25 protein-coding genes are annotated in these 22,966 nt (G+C 60.8%); 14 read left to right on the top strand and 11 right to left on the bottom strand.

The window, feature by feature from the left end:
• Positions 1–2: 2 nt before the first annotated feature.
• The gene (locus AC5XE7_RS11660; RefSeq protein WP_495366157.1) at positions 3–725 is read left to right on the top strand and encodes a response regulator; all 723 of its coding nucleotides are present in this window, start codon (positions 3–5) and stop codon (positions 723–725) included.
• Positions 726–782: 57 nt separating this feature from the next.
• Complete coding sequence (locus AC5XE7_RS11665) at positions 783–2,195, top strand: ATP-binding protein (RefSeq protein ID WP_183832587.1); 1,413 nt, start codon at positions 783–785, stop codon at positions 2,193–2,195.
• Positions 2,196–2,201: 6 nt separating this feature from the next.
• On the opposite strand, the gene AC5XE7_RS11670 is transcribed toward AC5XE7_RS11665, so the two are convergent.
• The 6 genes from AC5XE7_RS11670 to AC5XE7_RS11695 form a co-directional block, all read right to left on the bottom strand.
• The gene (locus tag AC5XE7_RS11670; RefSeq protein ID WP_495366192.1) at positions 2,202–2,849 is read right to left on the bottom strand and encodes a methionine ABC transporter permease; all 648 of its coding nucleotides are present in this window, start codon (positions 2,847–2,849) and stop codon (positions 2,202–2,204) included.
• Positions 2,842–3,921: a methionine ABC transporter ATP-binding protein gene (locus AC5XE7_RS11675; protein ID WP_495366158.1), complete on the bottom strand. Its 1,080-nt coding sequence runs from the start codon at positions 3,919–3,921 to the stop codon at positions 2,842–2,844. The genes AC5XE7_RS11670 and AC5XE7_RS11675 overlap by 8 nt, the downstream gene beginning before the upstream one ends.
• 185 nt (positions 3,922–4,106) lie before the next feature.
• Positions 4,107–4,955 carry a MetQ/NlpA family ABC transporter substrate-binding protein gene (locus AC5XE7_RS11680; protein ID WP_495366159.1) on the bottom strand — a complete coding sequence of 283 codons (849 nt, stop codon included), beginning with the start codon at positions 4,953–4,955 and terminating at the stop codon, positions 4,107–4,109.
• Between the two features lie 276 nt (positions 4,956–5,231).
• Positions 5,232–5,591, bottom strand: coding sequence for a tRNA-binding protein (locus AC5XE7_RS11685; RefSeq protein WP_495366160.1), 360 nt, complete (start codon positions 5,589–5,591; stop codon positions 5,232–5,234).
• Positions 5,592–5,610: 19 nt separating this feature from the next.
• Positions 5,611–6,111, bottom strand: coding sequence for a type III secretion system chaperone family protein (locus AC5XE7_RS11690; RefSeq protein ID WP_183832592.1), 501 nt, complete (start codon positions 6,109–6,111; stop codon positions 5,611–5,613).
• Positions 6,112–6,439: 328 nt separating this feature from the next.
• Entirely contained in the window at positions 6,440–6,745 is a 306-nt protein-coding gene (locus AC5XE7_RS11695; RefSeq protein WP_495366161.1) for an accessory factor UbiK family protein, read from the bottom strand.
• Positions 6,746–6,956: 211 nt separating this feature from the next.
• Between AC5XE7_RS11695 and lgt the strand changes: the two genes are divergently transcribed.
• The 6 genes from lgt (at position 6,957) to AC5XE7_RS11725 (ending at position 12,628) form a co-directional block, all read left to right on the top strand.
• Positions 6,957–7,808, top strand: a complete 852-nt coding sequence (lgt, locus tag AC5XE7_RS11700; protein WP_495366162.1) for a prolipoprotein diacylglyceryl transferase — start codon at positions 6,957–6,959, stop codon at positions 7,806–7,808.
• Entirely contained in the window at positions 7,805–8,893 is a 1,089-nt protein-coding gene (locus AC5XE7_RS11705; protein WP_495366163.1) for a class I SAM-dependent methyltransferase, read from the top strand. The genes lgt and AC5XE7_RS11705 overlap by 4 nt, the downstream gene beginning before the upstream one ends.
• Before the next feature lie 101 nt (positions 8,894–8,994).
• On the top strand, positions 8,995–9,786 hold the full coding sequence (gene pgeF, locus AC5XE7_RS11710) for a peptidoglycan editing factor PgeF (protein WP_495366164.1): 792 nt from the start codon (positions 8,995–8,997) through the stop codon (positions 9,784–9,786).
• 6 nt (positions 9,787–9,792) lie between these two features.
• The gene (locus tag AC5XE7_RS11715; RefSeq protein ID WP_280197957.1) at positions 9,793–10,944 is read left to right on the top strand and encodes a M24 family metallopeptidase; all 1,152 of its coding nucleotides are present in this window, start codon (positions 9,793–9,795) and stop codon (positions 10,942–10,944) included.
• A 282-nt stretch (positions 10,945–11,226) separates the two neighbouring features.
• Positions 11,227–11,541: a hypothetical protein gene (locus AC5XE7_RS11720; protein WP_495366165.1), complete on the top strand. Its 315-nt coding sequence runs from the start codon at positions 11,227–11,229 to the stop codon at positions 11,539–11,541.
• A 151-nt stretch (positions 11,542–11,692) separates the two neighbouring features.
• Positions 11,693–12,628 carry a ribose-phosphate pyrophosphokinase gene (locus AC5XE7_RS11725; protein WP_183832599.1) on the top strand — a complete coding sequence of 312 codons (936 nt, stop codon included), beginning with the start codon at positions 11,693–11,695 and terminating at the stop codon, positions 12,626–12,628.
• 72 nt (positions 12,629–12,700) lie between these two features.
• Here the strand turns inward: AC5XE7_RS11725 and AC5XE7_RS11730 are convergent, their stop codons facing one another.
• On the bottom strand, positions 12,701–13,561 hold the full coding sequence (locus AC5XE7_RS11730; RefSeq protein ID WP_239799294.1) for an AraC family transcriptional regulator: 861 nt from the start codon (positions 13,559–13,561) through the stop codon (positions 12,701–12,703).
• A 114-nt stretch (positions 13,562–13,675) separates the two neighbouring features.
• Between AC5XE7_RS11730 and AC5XE7_RS11735 the strand changes: the two genes are divergently transcribed.
• From AC5XE7_RS11735 to ychF, 4 genes are all read left to right on the top strand, one after another.
• Positions 13,676–14,887: an MFS transporter gene (locus AC5XE7_RS11735; RefSeq protein WP_246374855.1), complete on the top strand. Its 1,212-nt coding sequence runs from the start codon at positions 13,676–13,678 to the stop codon at positions 14,885–14,887.
• 233 nt (positions 14,888–15,120) lie between these two features.
• The gene (locus AC5XE7_RS11740) at positions 15,121–15,738 is read left to right on the top strand and encodes a 50S ribosomal protein L25/general stress protein Ctc (RefSeq protein WP_239799296.1); all 618 of its coding nucleotides are present in this window, start codon (positions 15,121–15,123) and stop codon (positions 15,736–15,738) included.
• 23 nt (positions 15,739–15,761) lie between these two features.
• Positions 15,762–16,490, top strand: coding sequence for an aminoacyl-tRNA hydrolase (pth, locus tag AC5XE7_RS11745; RefSeq protein WP_495366166.1), 729 nt, complete (start codon positions 15,762–15,764; stop codon positions 16,488–16,490).
• Between the two features lie 78 nt (positions 16,491–16,568).
• On the top strand, positions 16,569–17,672 hold the full coding sequence (gene ychF, locus AC5XE7_RS11750) for a redox-regulated ATPase YchF (protein WP_495366167.1): 1,104 nt from the start codon (positions 16,569–16,571) through the stop codon (positions 17,670–17,672).
• 23 nt (positions 17,673–17,695) lie between these two features.
• Here ychF and AC5XE7_RS11755 read toward each other — a convergent pair whose 3' ends face one another.
• On the bottom strand, positions 17,696–18,631 hold the full coding sequence (locus AC5XE7_RS11755; RefSeq protein WP_495366168.1) for a DMT family transporter: 936 nt from the start codon (positions 18,629–18,631) through the stop codon (positions 17,696–17,698).
• A 287-nt stretch (positions 18,632–18,918) separates the two neighbouring features.
• Here AC5XE7_RS11755 and AC5XE7_RS11760 point away from each other — a divergent pair, with 287 nt between their 5' ends.
• Both AC5XE7_RS11760 and AC5XE7_RS11765 read left to right on the top strand, forming a co-directional pair.
• Positions 18,919–19,380 carry a MaoC family dehydratase gene (locus tag AC5XE7_RS11760; RefSeq protein WP_495366169.1) on the top strand — a complete coding sequence of 154 codons (462 nt, stop codon included), beginning with the start codon at positions 18,919–18,921 and terminating at the stop codon, positions 19,378–19,380.
• The gene (locus AC5XE7_RS11765) at positions 19,377–19,856 is read left to right on the top strand and encodes a MaoC family dehydratase (RefSeq protein WP_495366170.1); all 480 of its coding nucleotides are present in this window, start codon (positions 19,377–19,379) and stop codon (positions 19,854–19,856) included. Before AC5XE7_RS11760 ends, AC5XE7_RS11765 begins: the two co-directional genes overlap by 4 nt.
• 267 nt (positions 19,857–20,123) lie before the next feature.
• Here the strand turns inward: AC5XE7_RS11765 and AC5XE7_RS11770 are convergent, their stop codons facing one another.
• The 3 genes from AC5XE7_RS11770 to AC5XE7_RS11780 all read right to left on the bottom strand — a co-directional run bounded on the left by AC5XE7_RS11770 (position 20,124) and on the right by AC5XE7_RS11780 (position 22,956).
• Positions 20,124–20,669, bottom strand: a complete 546-nt coding sequence (locus AC5XE7_RS11770; RefSeq protein WP_280197964.1) for an adenine phosphoribosyltransferase — start codon at positions 20,667–20,669, stop codon at positions 20,124–20,126.
• A gap of 98 nt (positions 20,670–20,767) precedes the next feature.
• Positions 20,768–21,622, bottom strand: coding sequence for a cytochrome c1 (locus AC5XE7_RS11775; RefSeq protein WP_280197965.1), 855 nt, complete (start codon positions 21,620–21,622; stop codon positions 20,768–20,770).
• A gap of 29 nt (positions 21,623–21,651) precedes the next feature.
• A complete protein-coding gene (locus AC5XE7_RS11780; protein WP_495366171.1) occupies positions 21,652–22,956 on the bottom strand; it encodes a cytochrome b in 1,305 nt (434 codons plus the stop codon).
• Positions 22,957–22,966: the final 10 nt, after the last annotated feature.

The following is a 22,966-nucleotide window of genomic DNA, read 5'->3' on the forward strand; positions in this document are numbered from 1 at the left end:
GCATGGAAGGCACCGACAGGCTGGATCAGCAGGCCAACGCGCCGGATGACGATGCGTTTCACCTGCTCGTCGTCGATGACGACACCCGCATCCGCAACCTGCTCAGGCAGTTCCTGAGTGAAAACGGTTTCCGTGTCACCGTGGCCGGCACCGCGGCGGAAGCGCGGCGCAAGCTCGCCGGCCTGGATTTCGACCTTCTGGTGCTCGACGTCATGATGCCGGGCGAAACAGGCGTCGATCTGACCAAGTCCCTGCGCGCCGAGCGCGATGTTCCCATCCTGATGCTGACCGCTCTTTCCGAGACGGACAACCGCATCACCGGTCTGGAGGCGGGTGCCGACGATTACCTGCCCAAGCCCTTCGACCCGCGCGAGCTTATCCTGCGGATCAACAACATATTGCGCCGCGGTGGGCCGGCCACCACGCCCAAGGTCGAGCAGCTGGTGTTCGGGCCCTACACCTTCCAGATATCAAAGCGCGAACTAAAGCGCGGCAGCGAAGTACTGAAGCTGACGGACCGCGAGCAGGAAATCCTTGCGATCTTCGCCGAACGTGCTGGCGAGACCATCCCCCGCCATGAACTCGTCGGAGAGGATTCGGAGGTTGGCGAGCGCACCATCGACGTGCAGATCAACCGCCTGCGCCGCAAGATCGAGCGTGATCCTTCCAATCCCGTGTGGCTGCAGACGGTGCGCGGTATTGGGTATCGGCTCAGCGTGGAATAGAGTGCTGACAACGGCCCCCACAGCGGCCGATCAAAGCCAGGCGCAGGCCGAGACAGAATGACGACAGCAGATTTGCAGGGTTCGCCGCCCGACGGATTTCGCGCCCGGCTCGAACGCGCGGCCGCTTCGGTGAGAAAAGCCTGGCGAAGGTTCTGGCGGCTGGTTTCGCTTTATATGCCGAAGCGGCTCTATGCCCGCTCGCTCATCATCATCATTGCGCCGATGATTCTGCTGCAATCGGTCATCGCCTTCGATTTCATGGAACGGCATTGGCAGACGGTGACACAGCGCCTGTCGCAGGCGGTGACACGTGATATCGCGGCCATCATCGATCTTCTGGAAACCTATCCGAACGAAGCGGACTACGCCAATGTCATACGCATCGCGCAGGACCGCATGCAGCTCAAGGTCGACCTGCTTCCGCCCGAGCCCCTGCCCCCGCCCGGCCCCAAGCCCTTCTTCTCGATCCTCGACCAGATACTGTCGGAAGAGATTACCCGCCAGATCAACCGGCCGTTCTGGCTGGATACGGTCGGCAATTCCAATATCATCGAAGTCCGCATCCAGCTCGAAGGCCGGGTGCTGCGGGTGTTCGTGCGCCGCAGTCAGGCCTATGCCTCCAACACGCACATCTTTCTTCTGTGGATGGTCGGCACCTCGCTGGTGCTTCTGATGATCGCCATTCCCTTCCTTCGCAATCAGATCCGGCCGATCCTGGCGCTTGCGGAGGCTGCCGAAAGTTTCGGAAAAGGTCGCCCCATGCCACGCGATTTCCGCCCGCGAGGGGCGGAAGAAGTGCGGCGCGCAGGCTTTGCCTTCATGCAGATGCGCGAACGGATCGAGCGCCAGATCGAGCAGCGCACCGCCATGCTCACCGGCGTCAGCCATGACCTGCGCACCATCCTGACCCGGTTCAAACTGCAACTGGCGCTGACCCGCAGCAAGGCCGACATAGAGGCGCTCGGCAAGGACATAGACGATATGCAATCCATGCTCGAAGGCTACCTTGCCTTCGCGCGTGGCGAAGCCGCCGAGGATACCGGGCCGTTCGATCTGGCTGCTTGTTTCCAGAGGCTCGAGGATGAAGCAAGGCTGCGTAAATGCAGGCTGGAAACCTCGATCACCGGCTCACCCAATGTCCATGTCAGGCCAAACGCCTTTTCGCGGCTTATCGCCAATGTGGTCGGGAACGCATTCCGCTATGCCCAGTCAGTGGAAATCCATGCCTCGCACGGCGACGGCTGGCTCAGCCTCACCATAGACGACGACGGGCCGGGCATTCCTGAGGAAAAGCGCGAGGAGGTTTTCAAGCCTTTCGTGCGGCTTGACGAAGCGCGCAATCTCGATGCCAGCGGCACGGGATTGGGATTGCCGATTGCGCGCGATATTGCGCGCAGCCACGGAGGCGACCTCACTTTTGCAGACAGCCCGCTGGGTGGCCTGCGTGCAACGATCAGGATACCGGCTTAATCGTCATCAGGCCGAACGCCGGTCGAGACGTTGCACCAGCCGGTCGCCGCCCCACTGCAACGCGCAAACCATGACGATCAGAATGGCGACAACCGCAACCATCACTGTGGTTTCAAAGCGCTGATAACCATAGCGTATGGCAAGATCGCCAAGCCCGCCCGCCCCGATGGCACCGGCCATGGCGGATGCGCCGACGAGCGTGACGAGCGTAACGGTAAAACCGGCAACGATACCGGGCATTGCCTCCGGCACCAGCACCTCCCGAACGATCGTCCAGCGTGACCCTCCCATGGCCCGGACGGCCTCGATGAGGCCGGGGTCGACCTCACGCAGCGAAACCTCAGCAATACGAGCGTAATAGGGAGTGGCTGCGATGGACAGCGGCACGATCGCCGCCCAGGTGCCAATCGACGTTCCCGCGATCAATCGCGTGACCGGGATGAGCGCCACCAGCAGGATGATGAACGGCACCGAACGGAATCCGTTCACAACTGCTCCCAATATGCGGTTCACCCAGAGATTTTCCGAGATGCCCCCGCGATCCGTCGCCACCAGCGCCAGCCCCAGCGGAAGCCCGAAGACGAAAGAGACCACGCCGGAAGCCCCGGTCATCAGCACCGTCTCCCAAAGCGAGCGGAGAAAAAGATCAATCATTGCCGAAGACATGGCCCAGCACCTCAACCCGGGCCCCGCGACCCGTCAGAAATTGAACAGTTTGAGAAAGATCAGGCTCGCCGGAGGCAACACCGAGGAACAAGGTTCCCACCGGACGGCCCTGAACGCGGGAAATTCCGCCGTGAATGAAGCGGAACGGACCCGCCGTCGCGGCAAGATCCGCCAGGAGCGGCCCAAGGGCTGCCTCCCCGGCGACATCGACGCGCAACACGGCCTCCGATCCGAGCGTCGGCGAAAGCTTTGCTGCCATCTCTTCCGGCAACTGGGGGCGGATGCCCTGCAGGAGGCTTCTGGCGACTTCCGACTGCGGATCGGCGAAAACCTGCCACACGGCGCCTTCTTCGACGATGCGGCCGGCGTCGATGACCGCCACGCGGTCGGCGATGGAACGGACAACCTCCATCTCATGGGTGATAAGTATGATGGTCAGCCCGAGCTGACGATTGATGTCCTTGAGCAAGGTCAGAATCGAACGCGTGGTTTCGGGATCAAGCGCGGAAGTCGCCTCATCGGACAACAGAAGCGCTGGGCGGGCCGCGAGCGCACGGGCGATGCCGACGCGCTGCTTCTGCCCGCCGGAGAGCGCGGCAGGATAAGCCTTGGCCTTGTCGGAAAGCCCCACCAGATCCAGCAATTCCGCTGCTCGCCGCAGGCGTTCGGCCCTTCCCACACCCTCGATCTTGAGCGGGAGAGCGACATTCTCCTCCACGGTCTTGGCCGATAGAAGGTTGAAATGCTGGAAGATCATGCCGATACGTCGGCGCAGCGGCTGCAGCTGCTTTTCGCCCAGCCGGCTTATCTCGCGTCCTTCGATATGAACTTCGCCGGAATCCGGCCGCTCCAGCCCGTTCAGGCAGCGGATCAGCGTCGACTTACCCGCACCGCTGCGACCGATAATTCCAAGGATTTCGCCTTTATCGACGCTCAGGGAAACGCCATCGAGAGCCGCCGTGCTTCCGAAGCGACGCCGAACCTCGACAAGCCTGACCACGGATTCGGTGGCAGCAGCCTGCCGCTGTTCCGGGGCGAGCGCTCCTGCATGCTGGTTCATCGTGCCGTCTTTCATATGCCGGGATACCATTTTCACCCCGCTGCATCGATCTGCTTCACGCGCAAACGCGGCCCACCACCGATGCAGCGGGCCGCCTTTCCTTGCGCCAAATCCAAAGGTCGGGCAATGGCCGTTCGATCATTCGGATCAAACGGCCCCGGGGCGAAACGCGCCTCTTGCCCGGATCAGTAAGCGGAAACGCCCGATCCCTTGTAGATGCTGTCGAAAACAGCCTTGACCTCGTCATTCTGGTAGGAGGCGACAAGCTTCTTTACCCACGGCGCATCCTTATCCTCGGCACGAACCGCGATGAAGTTGCGATAGGGATTGTTTTCGATCGTTTCCTTCGCGATCTGAATATCGGCGGTCAGTCCGCTTTTCAGCGCCCAGTCGGTGTTGACCACAGCCCCGTCGAGATCATCCACCGAACGCCCGACGATACCGGCGTCCAGTTCCTTGATGTCGAGCTTCTTCGGGTTCTCGGCGATATCGGTGACGGTGGCGAGAATGCCCGCGCCCTCGCGCAGCTTGATCAGCCCCGCATCTTCAAGAACGCGCAGCGCACGGCCTTCATTCGAAGGGTCGTTCGGCACGCCAATCACCGCGCCATCGGGCAGCTCGGCGAGCGACTTGTGCTTCTTGGAGTAGAGGCCAACCGGCCACAGCGCCGTATAGCCGGCAACAACGATCTTGTAGCCCTGCGTGGCGATCTGGTTCTCCAGATAAGGCTCGTGCTGGAAAGCATTGGCGTCGATCTCGCCACGCGCCAGCGCCTCATTGGGCTGGGTGTAGTCGTTAAAGATAACCGTCTCGACGGTCAGTCCCTGCTTGGCAGCCTGCTCTTTCACGGCAACCCAGGTGTCTTCCTCTTCGCCGGCCATGATGCCGACTTTCAGAGAGGTCTTGTCCTGCGCATGGGCTGAAGGAACCAGTGTCAGCGCCCCAACAGTGAATACGGAAGCCGTAAGGGCGAGCAGCGCGGCTCGACGGCTGGTAACAGCAACAGCACGCGAAGTGGTCTCGAAGATGGTCATGACAGGTCTCACAAGCCTTGGAAGGATAAGGGGCAGCGTCGCGTCTTGCGAAGCTTGCCTTATCCTCGACAATCGCCACCCCTTTCTCAAAGGATGGAATTTCTGTAATTTCAATTTAATGGGATTTTGTATTCAAAAATACGAATTATGAAGAAATTATTTTCAAGCCCAACGGCTGCGAGACCAGATCTCGTAAAATACGAGTCTGCCTGAACTGACCGCCACAAAAGAGAAAATGCGCGCAGCGAGCCTCAAAACCAAGCTACGCGTCAGTCGTCAGTGCAGACGGCTGCCATTGGGAACCCTGCGCTCGACGGCGCCGAGTACGATATCGCCGTTTTCATCGGAGAAGCCCAGAGTGAGCACTTCGGACATGAACGGCCCGATCTGGCGCGGCGGAAAATTCACCACGGCAAAGATCTGGCGCCCGACCAGCGCCTCCGGCGAATAGTGACGCGTGATCTGGGCGGACGATTTCTTGACGCCGATCTCAGGCCCGAAATCGATTTTCAGCTTGACGGCGGGCTTGCGCGCCTCGGGAAATGGCTCGGCCTCGACCACGGTGCCCGTCCGGATATCGACCTTGTCGAAATCGGCGAAAGTAATATCCGGCTTGCGCGCCGCCTCAGAACTCATATCCGATCCACCTCAAACCTCAGGCGTTGCCATGTGTCTCGAACAGGACGCTGGCCAGCGCATCCTTGGCCGAAGTCCCCGACCAGACGACGAACTGGAACGCCTGGAAATAGCACTCGCACGCTTCGAGAGCCGAGGACAGCAGCACCTCGACCTGCTGGCTGGAGGGCTCCACCCCGCCGGCAAGCAGGAGGGACTGCCTGAACATGATCGCGCCTTCCTGCTCCCACAGGTCGAAATGCCCGAACAGCATCTGCTCGTTGATGAGCGACAAAAGACGCATCACTTCCAGTGCCCTGTTCTCGGGCACCTTGATGTCGAAGGCGCAGGCAAGATGCAGCGCCTCGAAATCCTCCATCCACGAAAAGGAGACATGATATTCCGTCCAGCTACCGGCGACGGAAATGGAGATTTCATCATCACCGGCCCGTTCGAAGGACCAGTCATTGTTGTGGGCGACCTGCTCGATCACATCCACGGGATGTATTTCGCGCGAGACTTCGAGTTCGAGGAGTTCCATCTACTGCTTCCCGTCGTTCGCACGGATGCAGCCACTCACTCCATGGCAGGCACCACACCGAACATTATAATTTTTAGAACTCGGACGGTCTGGACTGCTCGACGCAACAACAACCCATGACCGGACCCCACCGCCCGGCGCATGATCGCCTTCACGAATCATGCAACAAATTCAGTGTATTGATCCGGAGACTCGTGACCAGCCCAATTTTGGGAAAACGGCCATTCGCATGTGGACAGCCATCAGGCACAGGATTCAGTGCCGACAGGTAAGCGATTCATGACAAAGAGCTTTTCCAGAATCGCCCTTTGTGGAAAACTTTTAAAAATTATTTCTTAGCGCGGGAGCCGGAGGCGGCGGCAGACTTGTCAGCAGATGCCGTAAGGTCGGCAATTCTTGCCTCAAGCGCGTCAATACGTGCAGAAAGCTTCGCATTTTCCTCGCGAGCCTTGAGCGCCATGTCGCGGGCAGCCTCGAATTCCTCGCGCTGCACGATGTCCATGGAATTGAGGATGCGCTCCGCCTGCCCCCGGAAGGCCGTTTCCACTTCGCGCCTGACTCCCTGCGCAGCGCCTGCCGCGTCGGTCATCAGCTTGGCGAATTCGTCCAGAATGCGATTGGATCCGTTTGACATGGCTGCACCTCGCTCGATGGTTTTGACGTAGTGGCCCTCGGTTACGAATGCAAGTGGGACTGCGAATGCAAGTGCATCCGCACAACACCTCCATGCATTAACTGCACTTCGCCTGCGCCAGCCTTTTGCTCTGCCTTGACCGTGCCGAAACACTGCCGCATGGTCCGCGCCAACCCAAATCGGCCAACCCAAATCGTATGAGGATGCCTCTTTGAGCTTTCCTTCCCTGCTGCCGGTGGCTGCACTTCCGTTTCCCGAGATCGATCCGGTGCTCGTACAGATCGGCCCGCTCGCCATTCACTGGTACGGCCTGGCCTACGTGGCAGGCATCGTCTTCGCCTGGTGGTACGCCCGGCGGCTGGTTTCCAACCCGCGCCTGTGGCCGGACGGCGCTTTGCCCATGAAGCCGCAGGACATCGACGATTTCGTCATGTGGGCGGCCGTCGGCGTGGTTCTGGGCGGACGCATCGGCTACGTGCTGTTCTACGACTTCGCCCGCTATATCGCCAACCCGGCCGACATTTTCGCCGTTTGGCAGGGAGGCATGTCCTTCCACGGCGGCATTCTCGGCACCACGATCGCGATGTACCTGTTTGCCCGCTCGCGGGGCATACGGCCCTGGTCGCTGTTCGATGTGGTCGCCGCCAGCGTTCCGGTCGGGCTTGGCCTGGGGCGGCTGGCCAACTTTATCAATTCGGAACTCTGGGGTCGCACCTCGGACGTATCGTGGGCTGTGCTGTTTCCGAATGGCGGTCCGCTGCCGCGCCATCCGAGCCAGCTCTATGAAGGCCTGCTGGAAGGTGTGGTGCTTTTCCTCGTTCTGCGCCTGCTTACCCATTCCTGCCTGAAACTGAAGGCCCCACGCTACATCTCGGGCGCGTTCATCTGCGGCTACGGCTTATCCCGGATCTTCGTCGAATTCTTCCGGGAACCGGATGCGCATATCGGCTACCTCGCCGGCAACTGGCTAACCATGGGTATGCTGCTCTCCCTGCCGATGGTTCTGCTGGGCATATGGGCGATGGCGACTGCGAAGGCCCTGCCCCGCTCCGCGCAAGCATGACAAGGCTGGGAGAACGCATCGCCGAACTGATAGCCGCGGACAGCCCCATTCCGGTCAGCGAATATATGGCGCTTTGCCTCTTCGACCCGCAGCACGGCTATTACACGACCCGCGAACCCTTCGGCGCCGGTGGCGACTTCATCACCGCTCCGGAAATCAGCCAGATGTTCGGCGAACTGGTTGCTGCCTGGCTCTACCAGGCATGGCTGGCGAATGGCCGCCCCTTGCCCGCCACCATAGCCGAGATCGGCCCCGGACGCGGCACGCTGATGAAGGACATGCTGCGCACATGGTCGCGGCTCGACCCCGCCTTTTTCAACGCCGCGAGTTTCGCGCTGGTTGAAACCAGCCCGCGACTTGCCGGAATCCAGCGCGACACGCTGGGCCCGGCGGCAGAACGCATCACATGGCATGAGAGCGTCGCAACCCTTGGCGATGCGCCGCTTTTTATCGTTGGCAACGAATTATTCGATGCCCTTCCCATTCGACAGTTCGTGCAAACCGCGGCGGGCTGGCGCGAGCGCATGGTGGGTCTCGACGAGAACGGTGTTCTGGCATTCTTTGCCGGCATGGCGTCGCTCGACCCTGCGCTTCTGCCGCCGGGCGCCGCTTCTGCTCCGCAGGGCGCCATCCTCGAACTTGCCCCGGCGCGAAACGCCCTGATGGTCGAAATAGCCGCGCGCATTTCAGCCCGGGGCGGCGCCGGTTTATTCATCGATTATGGTTATCTGCAGCCGGGCGTCGGTGATACCTTGCAGGCGCTGAAGAACCATGCCTTCGATGACGTTCTGGCCAATCCCGGCGAGGCCGACCTGACCAGCCATGTTGATTTCTGTGCGCTTTCGGATGTCGCGCAGGCACATGGTCTGAGGGCGATGACTGCCACGCAAGGCTCTTTCCTGCTCGCCATGGGTCTTCTGGAACGCGCCGGCAATCTGGGCGCCAATGCAGACGAGGCCGGTCGCGATGCGATCTCCGCTCAGGTGGAACGGCTGGCCGGCCCCGACCAGATGGGCGATCTGTTCAAGGTTCTCGCCGTGCTGCCTGAAGACGTGAAGGACGTGGCTTTTCCGGCTGGAGATTGACACTCGCCTGTCTCCCGCCGCACTCTGGTTCACTGTGACGCGAACGGAAGCCTGCACAGCTCCCGCTTGACGAAACGGTCCGGGGAGACAACAAAGCCGCAATGGTGAATCAGAAAAAACCGGAACCGATCCGCTCTCCGCTACTGGATAAGGCCGGGACAGACGGCATCCGCCACGGCTATTTCACCCGCACAGGCGGCGTATCCGAAGGTATCTATCGCGGCCTCAACATCGGCACCGGATCGCAGGACGATCAGGCGCTGGTGGCTGAAAACCGCAGGCGCGTGGCCGATTGGATGGGCGTCGGCCCCGATCATCTGCTGACCGCCTGGCAGGTTCATTCGCCGGACGTCGTTGTGGCACGCGAGCCGTTCATTGGTGATCGCCCGAAGGCCGATGCCATCGTGACCGACCGGCCGGGCCTTGCTGTCGGCGCCTCCACGGCGGATTGCGGTCCCGTACTGTTTGCCGATCCGCAGGCAGGGGTCGTGGGCACCGCACATGCCGGCTGGAAAGGCGCGCTCACAGGCGTTCTGGAAAATACGATCGCTGCCATGGAAAGCCTTGGGGCGCGGCGCGACGGCATCGTCGCAGTGCTCGGCCCTTCAATTAGCGGCAGGAATTATGAGGTCGGCCCGGAATTCCGCGATCGGTTCCTGTCCGCCGCCCCCGCCAATGAGGGCTGGTTCATTCCTTCCGGCCGTGCGGGCCATTTCCTGTTCGACCTCAACGGCTACACTGTGGAGCGTCTGCGCAACGCGGGCGTGACCGCCGAAGCACTGGGACGCTGCACCTATGATGAGGAAGAGCTGTTCTATTCCTATCGCCGCGCAACCCACCGAAACGAGCCGGACTATGGCCGGCAGGTTTCGGTGATCGTTCTGGAGAGGTAAGCAATCATGGCGCTGCATTTCGAACGTTCCGAATTCGATGCCCGCCGCGACCGGCTGATGATCGAGCTGGCTGAACGCAAGCTGGACGCGATCCTGCTGTTCGCGCAGGAAAGCATGTACTGGCTGACCGGATACGACACCTTCGGCTTCTGCTTCTTCCAGTGCCTGGTCGTGAAGGCCGATGGTTCCATGACGCTGCTGACGCGCTCCGCCGATCTGCGCCAAGCGCGCAACACGTCCATCATCGAAAACGTCGTTCTGTGGACCGACCGCGAGGGTGCCAATCCGGCCATAGACCTGCGCAACCTGCTCAACGAGCTTGACCTGCTCGGCGCGCGTATCGGCGTCGAATACGATACGCACGGCCTTACCGCCTATAATGGCCGCCGGCTGGACGAGCAGCTGCAGACCTTCGGCCAGATTGCCGATGCCTCCGGCATTGTCGCACGCCTGAGGCTTTTCAAGAGCCCGGCCGAGATCCTCAAAGTTGAAAAAGCAGCCGCTTTGTCCGATGACGCCCTGGACGCGGCCCTTCCGCTTATTAAGCAGGGCGGCGACGAGGCGGCCATCCTCGCCGCGATGCAGGGAACCGTTCTTGCCGGCGGCGGCGACTACCCCGCCAATGAATTCATCGTCGGTTCCGGACCGGACGCCCTCTTGTGCCGCTACAAGGCCGGCCGCCGGAAACTGAACAAGAACGACCAGCTTACGCTGGAATGGGCCGGCGTCTTTCATCATTATCATGCGCCGATGATGTGCACGGTGCTTACCGGCAAGGCGTCCAAACGCCATCAGGAGCTTTTCGAGGCCGCGCAGGCTGCCCTGCTTGCCATCGAGAAAACGCTTACGCCCGACAACACATTCGGTGACGTTTTCGACGCCCATGCCCGGACCATGGAAGCGCACGGGCTGACGAGGCACCGGCTCAACGCCTGCGGCTATTCGGTCGGCGCACGCTTTGCCCCGTCCTGGATGGACATGCCCATGTTCTATCAGGGCAATCAGGAGCCCATCGCTCCCAACATGACGCTGTTCGCCCATGTGATCATCATGGATTCGGAAACCGAGACGGCAATGACGCTCGGACGAACCTATCTCACCACCGAATCTCAGGCCCGATCTCTTTCGCGTCATGATCTCGACTTGATCGTGAAGTGATACGTTCCATCCCGGGATATGTATGATCCCGCGGCGTATGGAGTATTGAGGGCCATGAGCCGAAGATCCCTGTCGAGCTTATTTTTGGTGGCACTGACCGTTTCGGCCTGCAACAGTTCAAGCGTGCTCGATCCGTCCTCTGCTTCCCCCGGCCCCGCGGCATCGGCTGCCGCAGGCACCGAATCTGCGCCCACCTCACCTCAGCCGCAACCCGGGAACAGCAGGGTAAGGCTTCAGATTGCGCCGATCGTCGGTGCATCGGTGGAGGCAGCGGGGCCGCTGATGGAAGCACTTCAGCAGCAGGCGCGCCAGCGCGGCATAACACTGACCGGCAGTTCCGGTCAGAGTGCGACCCACGTCCTGAAAGGCTATTTTTCCGTTCTGACCGAGGAGGGCCAGATCACAGTCATCTACGTCTGGGATGTCTACGATCCAGCCGGAAGCCGCCTTCACCGCATCTCTGGTCAGCAGAAGGCGCCTACGGTGAATTCTGCCGAAGGCTGGCCCGGCGTAGCACCGGCCACGCTCGGCTCCATTGCCGACACGACCATCGACCAGCTTTCGGGCTGGCTGGGCAGTCAGTCTGTGCAGGAGTGATGCGATCATATCGCCTGCGACATTTTCCCTGCGCCTTAATGGCCATATACGCCCGGAATCTTGGGATTTGCGCGGAGAATCCGGTTTACGACGCTTGCAATACTGACCAAGGCGGCTAAAAACCCCCTAAATTTTTCTCCGGGAACAAGACATGAAACTCTTTGCGGGCAATTCCAACAGGGTGCTGGCCGAGGCGGTCGCCCGTTATCTGAACATTCCCCTCGGCAAGGCCAGTGTGCGCCGCTTCGCCGATCAGGAAATTTTCGTCGAGATTCAGGAGAATGTACGTGGTGAGGACGTCTTCGTCCTTCAGTCCACCTCCTACCCGACCAACGATCACCTGATGGAACTGCTCATCATGATCGACGCGTTCATGCGCTCCTCGGCGCGTCGCATCACCGCCGTCATTCCCTATTTCGGCTACGCTCGTCAGGACCGCCGCGCATCGGGCCGCACCCCGATCTCGGCCAAGCTGGTCGCCAACATGATCACCCGCGCCGGCGCCAGCCGTGTGCTGACGCTCGATCTCCACGCCGGCCAGATCCAGGGCTTCTTCGACATCCCTACCGACAACCTGTTTTCGGTTCCGGTGATGGCTCGTGATGTGAAGGCCAAGTACAAACAGCTCAACAACGTCATGGTCGTGTCTCCTGATACGGGTGGCGTGGTGCGCGCCCGCGCGCTGGCCAAGCGGCTGGACGCACAGCTTGCCATCGTCGACAAGCGCCGCGAACGGCCGGGCGAGTCCGAAGTCATGAACGTCATCGGTGACGTCCATGGCAAGGACTGCCTGCTGATCGATGACATCGTCGATTCCGGCGGCACGCTCTGCAATGCAGCAGACGCCCTTCTGGAAAAAGGCGCGACCAGCGTCACCGCCTATATCACCCATGGTGTGCTTTCCGGAGGTGCGGCAGCCCGAATTGCCGGCTCGCGCCTGCAGGAGCTCGTCATCACCGATTCCATCGAGCCAACGCAGGCCGCACTGGACGCACCGAACATCCGCACCATCACCATCGCCGATCTTCTTGGCGAGGCGATCTCGCGCACGGCCTCCGAACAGTCGGTTTCAAGCCTCTTCGACTGATACCGGTCCTTTTCCATCACGACGAATGCCGCCGTTTTTCGCGAACGACGGCATGTGATGGTCTGCCTTCATTCAGATTAGCAGTTCCTGCCGCAGCGGCCGCTCCGCCTCGAAGGATCGGCGCAGATAGTTGCGCGGCGACGCACCCAACATGCGCTTGAACATGGTGGTGAAGGCCGGCACGCTGTCATAGCCGAGGTCCAGCGCGACACTGGTGATCGGCTCTCCATCGGCCAGTCGCGGCAAGGCCGCAAACAGCAACGCCTGCTGGCGCCATGTCGAGAGCGAGAGCCCCGTTTCCCGGTGAAAGGTGCGGGTGAATGACCGCCGGCTCATCCCCAGCAATTCCGCCCAGTCGTCGATGGTCGTATGCGGCGAAGGCTCCGCAAGAAAGCGCCGGCACAGCGCAGCGATACGCGGATCTGACGGAAAAGTAAGTCCGAGAGGCCGCTCAGGAAGACGCGGAATTTCAAGCAGCAGAAGGTTCAGCAGCAGAATCCTCCGCTCCGATGGCGCGGACTGAGCAGGTTTCTGAACTGCCTCGATGATAAGGCTGCGCATCAGATCGCTGACCGCGACGACCCGCAGCCGCGAGGGAAGCCCTTCGATCGCATCGGGCAGCACATAGACGGAGCGCATGCTGACGTCGCCCAGCATTTCCACCGAATGCACGATGCCAGCCGGAACCCACATGGCATGGTCCGGCGGCACGATCCATCGCCCGAATTTCGTCTTGATCAGCACCACGCCATGCAGCGCATGCAGAAGCTGTGCCCGGTCGTGGTCATGTTCAGGCACCCGATAGCCGTCCGGATATTCGCAAGGCAGCGCGACGATGTGATCGCTTTTCTGCTCCAGCCATCGAAGCCGGCGCATATGCATTTCAAACATCGAAACGTCGCCGTTACCGGCAGGGGTTTCTTCCTTCAGCATCACAATTGGCCCACTTGCGAAAGTAATGGACCAAACCACGAAAGAACCCCCGACACAACAGGATTATAAGCCCCGCAAGACCTTGCGTATTGCCTGAGTGCACGGAGCCTTGCCTTGACCGACACAGCCCTTCCCGCCCAACGCGTCTCCGGAACCGGCACGGCACTCACCGTGATTCTGGCGGTGAGCCTCTGCCACGGCATCAATGACATCATGCAATCGCTGCTTTCGGCGATCTATCCGCTGCTGAAGGACAATTATGGCCTCGATTTCTGGCAGATCGGCCTTCTGACATTCACCTTCCAGCTCACAGCTTCGCTGCTGCAGCCCGTGGTAGGCCTGATCACCGACAAGAAACCCATGCCCTTTTCTCTTTCATTCGGCATGATGTCGTCTCTGATCGGGCTGATCATCCTTGCCTATGCGGGGCACTATTGGGTTCTGCTGGCCGGCGCTTCTCTGATCGGCATCGGCTCCTCCATATTCCACCCGGAAGCCTCGCGCATCGCCCGCCTCGCCTCCGGCGGCCGGCACGGTCTGGCGCAGTCCCTGTTCCAGGTGGGCGGTAACGCCGGTCAGGCCATCGGCCCTCTTCTGGCGGCTTTCGTGGTTGTGCCATACGGCCAGAGCAGCATTGCGTGGTTCGCGCTCGCCTCTCTGCTCGGCATCGTCATTCTTTACCGGGTCGGCAACTGGTACAAGCAGTTGCAGGCGAGAACGGCTTCCGCCACAAAATCAGATGCTCCCATCATGACGCTGCCGCGCAAGCGTGTTGCATGGGCACTCACCATCCTGACCATTCTGGTCCTGTCCAAGAATGCCTACATGGCAGGGCTTTCCAGCTACTACACCTTCTATGTGATCGAAAAATTCGGCGTGTCCGTGCAGATGTCGCAGATCCTCCTCTTCGCTTTCCTTGGCGCCTGTGCGCTCGGCATCCTGTTCGGTGGTCCGTTCGGCGACCGTTTCGGACAGAAGGCCATGATCTGGTTCTCCATCATCGGCGTGATTCCCTTCACGCTGGCCCTGCCCTACGCGAACTTCGAATGGACGATCATCCTCACCATCGTCATTGGCCTGATCATGTCTTCTGCTTTCTCCAACATCGTGGTGTTTGCGCAGGAACTGGTTCCGGGACGCGTTGGCATGATTGCCGGCATCTTCTTCGGCTTTGCATTCGGCATGGGCGGCATTGCTGCGGCCCTGCTGGGCATCGTCGCAGACGCCAAGGGTATCGAATACGTCTACCATGCCTGCTCATATCTGCCGCTGATCGGTCTTCTGACCGTCTTCCTTCCCAGCACGAAGACAAAGCGGGCCGCCTGAGCAAAACAGCGCAGGATCGCTGGCTTTTCGCCAGCGGCCTTGCGTGAGAAGGCCCCTTCCGTTATAGAGCCGCCAGCCGCGTAGACACCCTTGGAGGCAACGCGGTCGAAGCCCGCCTTCCCGCACTGCCATTGCCTGCCCGCAGGCGAAGACAAAACTCGGGACGCCGCGTCTTCCCGTCTGTTTCGGGCACGCCCGCTGCAGACGCTCCGCATATTAAGAAAGGAAATGCCATGAGCACCAGCTACGAGCTCAAGGCCGAGACGCGCGAAAGGGTCGGTAAGGGGTCCGCCCGTGCCATTCGCCGTGACGGCAAGATTCCCGCAGTTATATATGGCGACAAGCAGCCTCCCCTGGCGATCACCTTGTCGTACAAGGACATCTTCTACAAGATCCATGGCGGCGGCTTCATGACCACCGTTGCCACGATCGACGTGGACGGACAGAAGATCCGCGTCCTGCCCAAGGACTACCAGCTTGACGCCATTCGCGACTTCCCGCTGCATGTCGACTTCCTGCGCGTGAGCGCGAAGTCGGAAGTCACCGTGAACATCCCGGTCCACTTCATCAACGAAGAGAAGTCGCCCGGCCTGAAGCGTGGTGGCGTGCTCAACGTCGTGCGCCACGAAGTCGAGTTCGTCTGCCCGGCCAACGCCATCCCGGATTCGATCACCATCGATCTGGAAGGCACCGAGATCGGCGACGTCATCCACATCTCTTCGGTCAAGCTGCCGAAAGGCATCACGCCCCTCATCGCCGACCGCGACTTCACCGTGGCCACGGTTGCCGGCTCCGCCGCTGCCAAGTCCGAAGCCGACGGCGAAGAAGCTGCGGACAGCGAAGAGAAGTAATTCTCAGTGCCCGGAGACTGACGATGCTGCTCTTTGTGGGCCTCGGCAATCCGGGCGCGAAATATGCAAACAACCGGCACAATGTCGGTTTCATGGCGGCGGACGCGATTGCCCGCCGCCATTCCTTTTCGCCCTGGTCGCGCAAGTTTCAAGCCGAGATTGCCGAAGGCAGGCTTGAAGGCGAGAAGGTGCTTCTCATCAAGCCGCAGACCTTCATGAACCTGTCCGGCCAGTCGGTGGGCGAAGCCCTTCGCTTCTACAAACTCGATGCGTCCGCGGTCACCGTCTTTTACGACGAGATCGATCTTGAACCCGGCAAGGTTCGGGTCAAGAAGGGCGGCGGCGCCGGCGGCCACAACGGCATCCGCTCCCTCGACCAGCATATCGGCAAGGACTACCGCCGGGTTCGCATCGGCGTCGGCCATCCGGGCGTCCGGGAAATGGTGCACGGCCACGTCCTCGGCGATTTCTCCAAGAGTGACCGCGAATGGCTGGACGTTCTGATCGATGCGATTGGCGACAATGCAGGCCTCATAGCAAAGGGTGACGACAATTCCTTCATGAACCGAGTTACGCTGACACTGCGCGACAAGCTTCAGCCGACCGGTGAGAACGACACTCCGCCGCCAAAGAAAGCAGCGCCCAAGGCGCAGAGCCATATCCGGCAGGCCCGCCAGAATGCGCCACCCGTCAAGGTGCCGGAAAACGGCCCCATGGCTGCGATGCTCAGGAAGCTTCTGGGCAAGGAATAAGCTGCCCGGCCTTGACGAGCGGGCGCCCCATCGACCATAGCCGGGACTACTTTCCCAGCAGGACAGGATCAGGAAATCATGGGTTTCAAATGCGGCATCGTCGGCCTGCCCAATGTCGGCAAGTCGACGCTCTTCAACGCACTGACCAGAACAGCCGCCGCACAGGCAGCCAACTATCCGTTCTGCACCATCGAGCCGAATACCGGCGAGGTGGCCGTTCCTGATCCGCGCCTGAAAAAGATCGCGGCAGCGGCAGGCTCGAAGGAAATCATCCCGACCCGCATCTCCTTTGTCGACATCGCCGGCCTCGTCCGTGGCGCGTCCAGGGGCGAAGGGCTTGGCAACCAGTTCCTTGCCAATATCCGCGAGGTCGATGCCATCGTGCACGTGCTGCGCTGCTTCGAGGACGACGACATCACCCATGTCGAAGGCCGCATCGATCCGGTGGCCGACGCAGAGACGGTCGAGACCGAGTTGATGCTCGCCGATCTGGAAAGTCTCGAACGGCGCATCGTGCAGACACGCAAGCGCGCGAGTGGCAAGGACAAGGAATCGCTCGCGGTCCTTCCGATGATGGAACAGGCGCTGGAACTGCTCCAGAACGGCAAGCCGACACGCGTCCTGCTCGATGGCATGGCGGCGGAGGACCTGCGCATCCTGCAGGGCCTCAACCTGCTCACGTCACACCCGGTCCTCTATGTCTGCAACGTTGCTGAAAGCGATGCAGCCGATGGCAACGATCACACCAGAGCCGTCGAGAAGATGGCCGAAGCGCAGGGCGCGCGCGTGGTGATCATTTCCGCTGCGATCGAAGCCGAAGTCGCCCAGCTTCCCGACGAGGAAGCGCAGGAGTTCCTGTCATCCATGGGTCTTGAGGAGCCGGGACTGGATCGCCTGATCCGGGCCGGCTACGAGCTTTTGCACCTCATCACCTATTTCACCGCCGGCCCGAAGGAAACGCGCGCCTGGACCATCGAGCGCGGCACCAAGGCCCCGCAGGCGGCTGGCGTGATCCACACCGATTTCGAGCGCGGCTTCATCCGCGCCCAGACCATCGCCTACAATGATTTTGTGACGCTGGGTGGGGAAGTCGCGGCCAAGGAAGCCGGAAAGGCCCGTGACGAAGGCAAGGAATATGTCGTTCAGGATGGCGACGTGCTGATGTTCAAGTTCAACACCTGATCCTGCCGGAGCGGCAGTGTCTGTCAGGCTTTGCCGCTCTTCCTGCCCCGCGTCTGTGGTCTTGCCAGCCAGATGCCCCATAGAATAGCAAGGCCTCCAAGCCCCTGAAGCGGAGTTATGGCTTCACCGAAGACGAGCCATGCCAGCGCCGAAGCCACCACGGCTTCCATGAATATCACCAGCGACGAGAACATCGAAGGCAGCGTTCCCAGAGCGTAGGACAGCAGCCCCTGTCCCCCGACATGGCTGATGACGGCAAGGCAGACCAGCACCAGCCATCCGGTGGCGTTCGAGGGGAACATCGGCTGGCCATAGAGCAGCCATGCGCCTGCTGCGGCCAGCGCCAGCAGAGCCGCTGTGATCAGGCTCATATGGAACGTGATCCAGGCCGCGCCCTCGGTTTCCCGCGCCTTCTCCACCGTGAGGAAGTAGATACCGAAGAACAGGCCGGTAAGCGCCCCGAAGAGATCTCCGAGCAGATGATCCGGTGACAATTCAAAAGAATGCCAGACCAGCGCGGCACCGCCGACAAGACAGAAGACGAGGCCAATAGCGGTGGCCGCGGTGACACGCCGCCCAAAGACGACCCACCCCAGCAGGCCGACCCAGAGCGGCGCAGTGGTCGCGAAGAAAGTGGAGTTGGCAATGGTGGTGTTGAGAATAGCCAGATGCCAGAAGAACAGGTCTCCGGCGAACGCAAGACCCGTGGCGATTACCGCCGGTGAGAACCGTCTTGCCGGTGCAGGCGCCTTGCTGCGCTTCTGTTCAATCCGCATCCACGCGAACAGAAACGGCAGCGCCAGGAACACGCGATAGAAAGCGCTTGCGAAGGGACCGACATCGGACAGCCGCACCAGAATCGGCGATACCGCCATTGCCAGCGCCCCGGTCACGAGAGCAAGGAGCGCGGGCCAGTTCGAACCGGCTGCCGAAGGGGCACTGTTCACCGAAACTGACATCCGTCTACCTTCCTGCTGCAAAAGCAGATTTTCCGCTGCACCCCTGACTGACCTGAGGATCAATCAAACAAAACCACAAACCTTCACATATCAGGAATATTGAAGCTTGTTCTGCTTTACCCACCAGATAATCTTGTGCCAGATAAAAAGCCACAACGCTGAAAACCTGCCTTCAGGACAGCGCGCTTTCTTGACATGATTGCCGTGGAAAAGGCGGTGCAAAGCAGCTTGCGCAACGGAGAATCCGCGTCCATGATAATCGTACAAACTTGAACGGGATTGTGCGCATGGCCGAAAAAAGATGGGCTTACGAGGATTTCGAGGTCGGCAGTTCGCTTGAGCTGGGATCGAAACTGGTGACAGCCGAGGAGATTGTCGAGTTCGCTTCGGAGTTCGACCCTCAGCCCATGCATCTGGAACAGGCAGCCGGTGAAGCGAGCATTCTGGGCGGCCTGTCGGCCTCGGGCTGGCACATTTGCGGCATGTTCATGCGTCTGTTGTGTGATTCTCTGCTGCTCGACTCCACGTCGCAGGGTTCACCCGGCATCGACGAAGTCAAATGGAAGAAGCCCGTTCTGGCGGGGGATCGCCTCACCGCCCGCTCGACTGTGCTCGCCAAGCGCATATCGTCCTCACGGCCGGGTCTCGGACTGGTGTCCATGCGTGCCGAAATGATCAACCAGCGCGGCGAAAGCGTGTTCGAACTGCAGAACACCGGCATGTTCCTGAGCCGGGAGGCTGCCCAATGAGCCTGAATGAGTTTTTCGATTTCGGCGTCAGCCGCACGCTCGGCGCGCACAGTTTTCAGGCCGATGAAATCAAGGCCTTCGCAGCGAAATTCGACCCGCAGCCCTTCCACATGGATGAAGATGCCGCCCGCAACAGCGTATTTGGCGGGCTCTGCGCTTCCGGCTGGCATACGGCATCCATGTGGATGCGCTTCAACGCGCAGGATCGCGATGCGGCGATAGCCGGCTGGACGGGCAAAGGGCCGGCGCCAGAATTCGGTCCCTCCCCCGGCTTCCGCAACCTGAAATGGCTGAGACCGGTCTATGCCGGCCAGACCATAACCTTCACCCGCACCGATCTGGGGCATCGCCCGCTCGCCTCCCGGCCGGGCTGGATACTGCTCAATGCCCGAGGCGAGGCCTTTGAGGACAAAGGCACAAAGGTGCTCGAATTCGACAACGCGGTGCTGGTAAAGGTTGGAGAAGAGCCCGTCTGAGCCCGGCAGCGACGAAAGCATGTCGCCCGAAAGGGAGAACAGGTTTCAGGACGACATGCGCAAAAACAGGAATTTGAAGCGTAAGGAGCGAATCTGAAAGATCGCGACACGCTTTAATAGCGCGTCGGCGGCCTATGCGGGCCGCAGATGCAGCGCCGGAACAGCATGCGCGTGGCGAATACTGCCGGCTTCTCCGGCCAAATGTCGTTTCATTCCATGAGTGAGGCCATATGGCCTGGCTGAAAGACGATACGGACCTTTCCCGCGTCAATCGCCCTCGAATTCGATCAGTGTCCGCACCGGAACGCCGAGCGCTTCCAGCTTCTTGCGGCCGCCGAGGTCGGGCAAATCGATGACGAAGCAGGCCGCCACTATATCGGCCCCGATCTGGCCGAGCAGCTTGACCGCCGCCTCGGCCGTGCCTCCCGTGGCGATCAGGTCGTCTATGAGAATGACCTTTTCGCCGGGCTTCACCCCGTCACGGTGCATCTCCATTTCATCCAGACCATATTCCAGGCTGTAGGCCACACGTACCGTATCATGCGGCAGCTTACCCTTCTTGCGGATCGGCACGAAGCCGGCTGATAGCCGGTGCGCGACAGCGCCGCCGAGGATGAAGCCACGCGCTTCGATACCCGCGATCTTGTTGACGCCCTTGCCCACGAAAGGCTGCGCCAGCCCTTCCACGGCCATGGCGAATGCATTGGCGTCCCCAAGCAGCGTGGTGATATCGCGAAACTGGACGCCCGGCTTCGGATAGTCGGCAATGGTGCGGATTGCGGAGAGCAGTTTTTCCGTTGTCGAAGAGGTCATGGACAGTTTCCGGTTTCGCGCCGATGTTGCGTGGGTTCGGGCCAAAAGAAAAGGGCGCCAAGCAGCGCCCTTTCATTTTTAATCTCCAGACAAGCCGCTCAGTGGGGAACGTTCGCCCATACCCTGCGCTTTGTGGCGTACATCAGACCCGCGAACAGGATCAGGAACACCATGACCCGGAAGCCGGTCTTCTTGCGGCTTTCGAGGTGCGGCTCGGCAGCCCACATCAGGAAAGCGGACACGTCGCGCGAATACTGATCGACCGTCTGCGGCGCACCATCGTCATACGTCACCTGATCATCGGACAAGGGAGCGGCCATGGCCAGCGACTTGCCGCCGATGAAATACGGATTGTAGTGCGTGCCCTCGGCGATCTCCATGCCTGCCGGCGGCTCCTCGTCGTAGCCTGTCAGCAGGGAGTAGATGTAGTCGGGACCGTTTTCGGCATATTGCGTGAAGATGTCGAAAACGAAGGTCGGGAATCCGCGTTCCACACCGCGCGCCTTGGCGATCAGCGAAAAGTCAGGCGGCGCAGCGCCACCATTGGACGCCGCAGCTGCCTGATGGTTCGGGAACGGCGGCGTGAAGTAATCGGACGGCAGACCCGGGCGCTCGAACATGTCGCCATCGTCGTTCGGGCCGTCTTCGATGGTGTACTCGGCGGCAAAGGCCTTCACCTGTGCTTCCGAATAGCCAAGATCCTCAAGCGTACGAAACGCGACAAGATCCATGGAGTGACATGCGGAGCAGACTTCCTTGTAGACCTTGAGGCCACGCTGAAGCTGCGCCTTGTCATAGGTGCCGAACGGGCCCGCAAAGCTCCACTCCACATTCTTGGGCTTGTGGATGGGGAAATGCGTCGGCTCGGCCGCGCTGTGCTCTTCCTGAGCGATGGCGGTGCCTGCGGCTATCGCCATGCCCACCGCGGCCAGTGAAGCGAGAATCTTCTTCATACCCAAATTCCTCTCGAAAGACTCGTCGCTCAGCCGCGGGTTTCAGGCGACGCAGCAGCGCCTTCGGGGTGGACGGTGCCGCCGGCCTTGTTCTTCTCCAGCACCGCCTCGGTGATCGAGTTGGGCAGGCGCCGTGGTGTCTCGATCAGACCCAGAACCGGCATGATCACGATGAAGAACCCGAAATAGTAGAGCGTCGCGATCTGCGCCATGATGACATAGGATCCTTCCGCCGGACGCGACCCCAGCCAGCCGAGGAACACGCAGTCGATCAGGAAGATCCAGAAGAACAGGCGGTACCACGGACGGTAGACCGCGGAACGAACCTTCGACGTGTCGAGCCACGGCACCACGAACAGCACGGCGATGGCGCCGAACATGGCCAGGACGCCGCCCAGCTTGGAGTCGATCGGGCCGATGTTGAAGGTGATGGCGCGCAGGATCGCGTAGAATGGCAGGAAGTACCATTCCGGAACGATGTGGGCTGGCGTCTTCAGCGGATCAGCCTGAATGTAGTTGTCCGGATGGCCGAGATAGTTCGGCATGTAGAAGATGAAGTAGGCGAAGAAGATCAGGAACACGATCATGCCCAGCGCGTCCTTGATGGTCGCGTAAGGCGTGAAGGCGACCGTGTCGGTCTTCGACTTCACCTCGATGCCGGTCGGGTTGTTCTGACCCGTCACATGCAGGGCCCATACGTGCAGTACGACCACGCCGGCGATCATGAACGGCAGCAGGTAGTGCAGCGCGAAGAAGCGGTTCAGCGTCGGATTGTCGACGGCAAAGCCACCGAGCAGCAGTTCCTGTATCCACGTTCCCACCACCGGAATGGCAGTGAAGAAGCCGGTGATGACCGTAGCGCCCCAGAAGGACATCTGACCCCAGGGCAGAACGTAGCCCATGAAGCCGGTCGCCATCATCAGAAGGTAAATGATGCAGCCCAGGATCCACAGCAGCTCACGCGGCGCCTTGTAGGAGCCGTAGTAGAGGCCGCGCATGATGTGGAGATAGACGGCAATAAAGAAGAACGACGCGCCGTTGGCGTGCATGTAGCGCAGCAACCAGCCGGAGTTCACGTCACGCATGATCTTCTCGACCGATCCGAACGCGATGCCGGTGTCGGACGCGTAATGCATCGCCAGCACGATGCCGGTGATGATCTGCGAGACCAGCATGATCGACAGGATGCCGCCGAAGGTCCACATGTAGTTAAGGTTACGCGGAACCGGATAGGCAATGAAGCTGTCATAGACCAGCCGCGGCAGCGGCAGACGTGCATCGAACCAGCGGCCAAGGCCGGTGGTCGGCTCATAGGTGGAGTGTCCCTCGCTCATCGAATTGTCC

The sequence above is a fragment of the Aquamicrobium sp. YD-1-mutant5 genome (assembly GCF_059509755.1).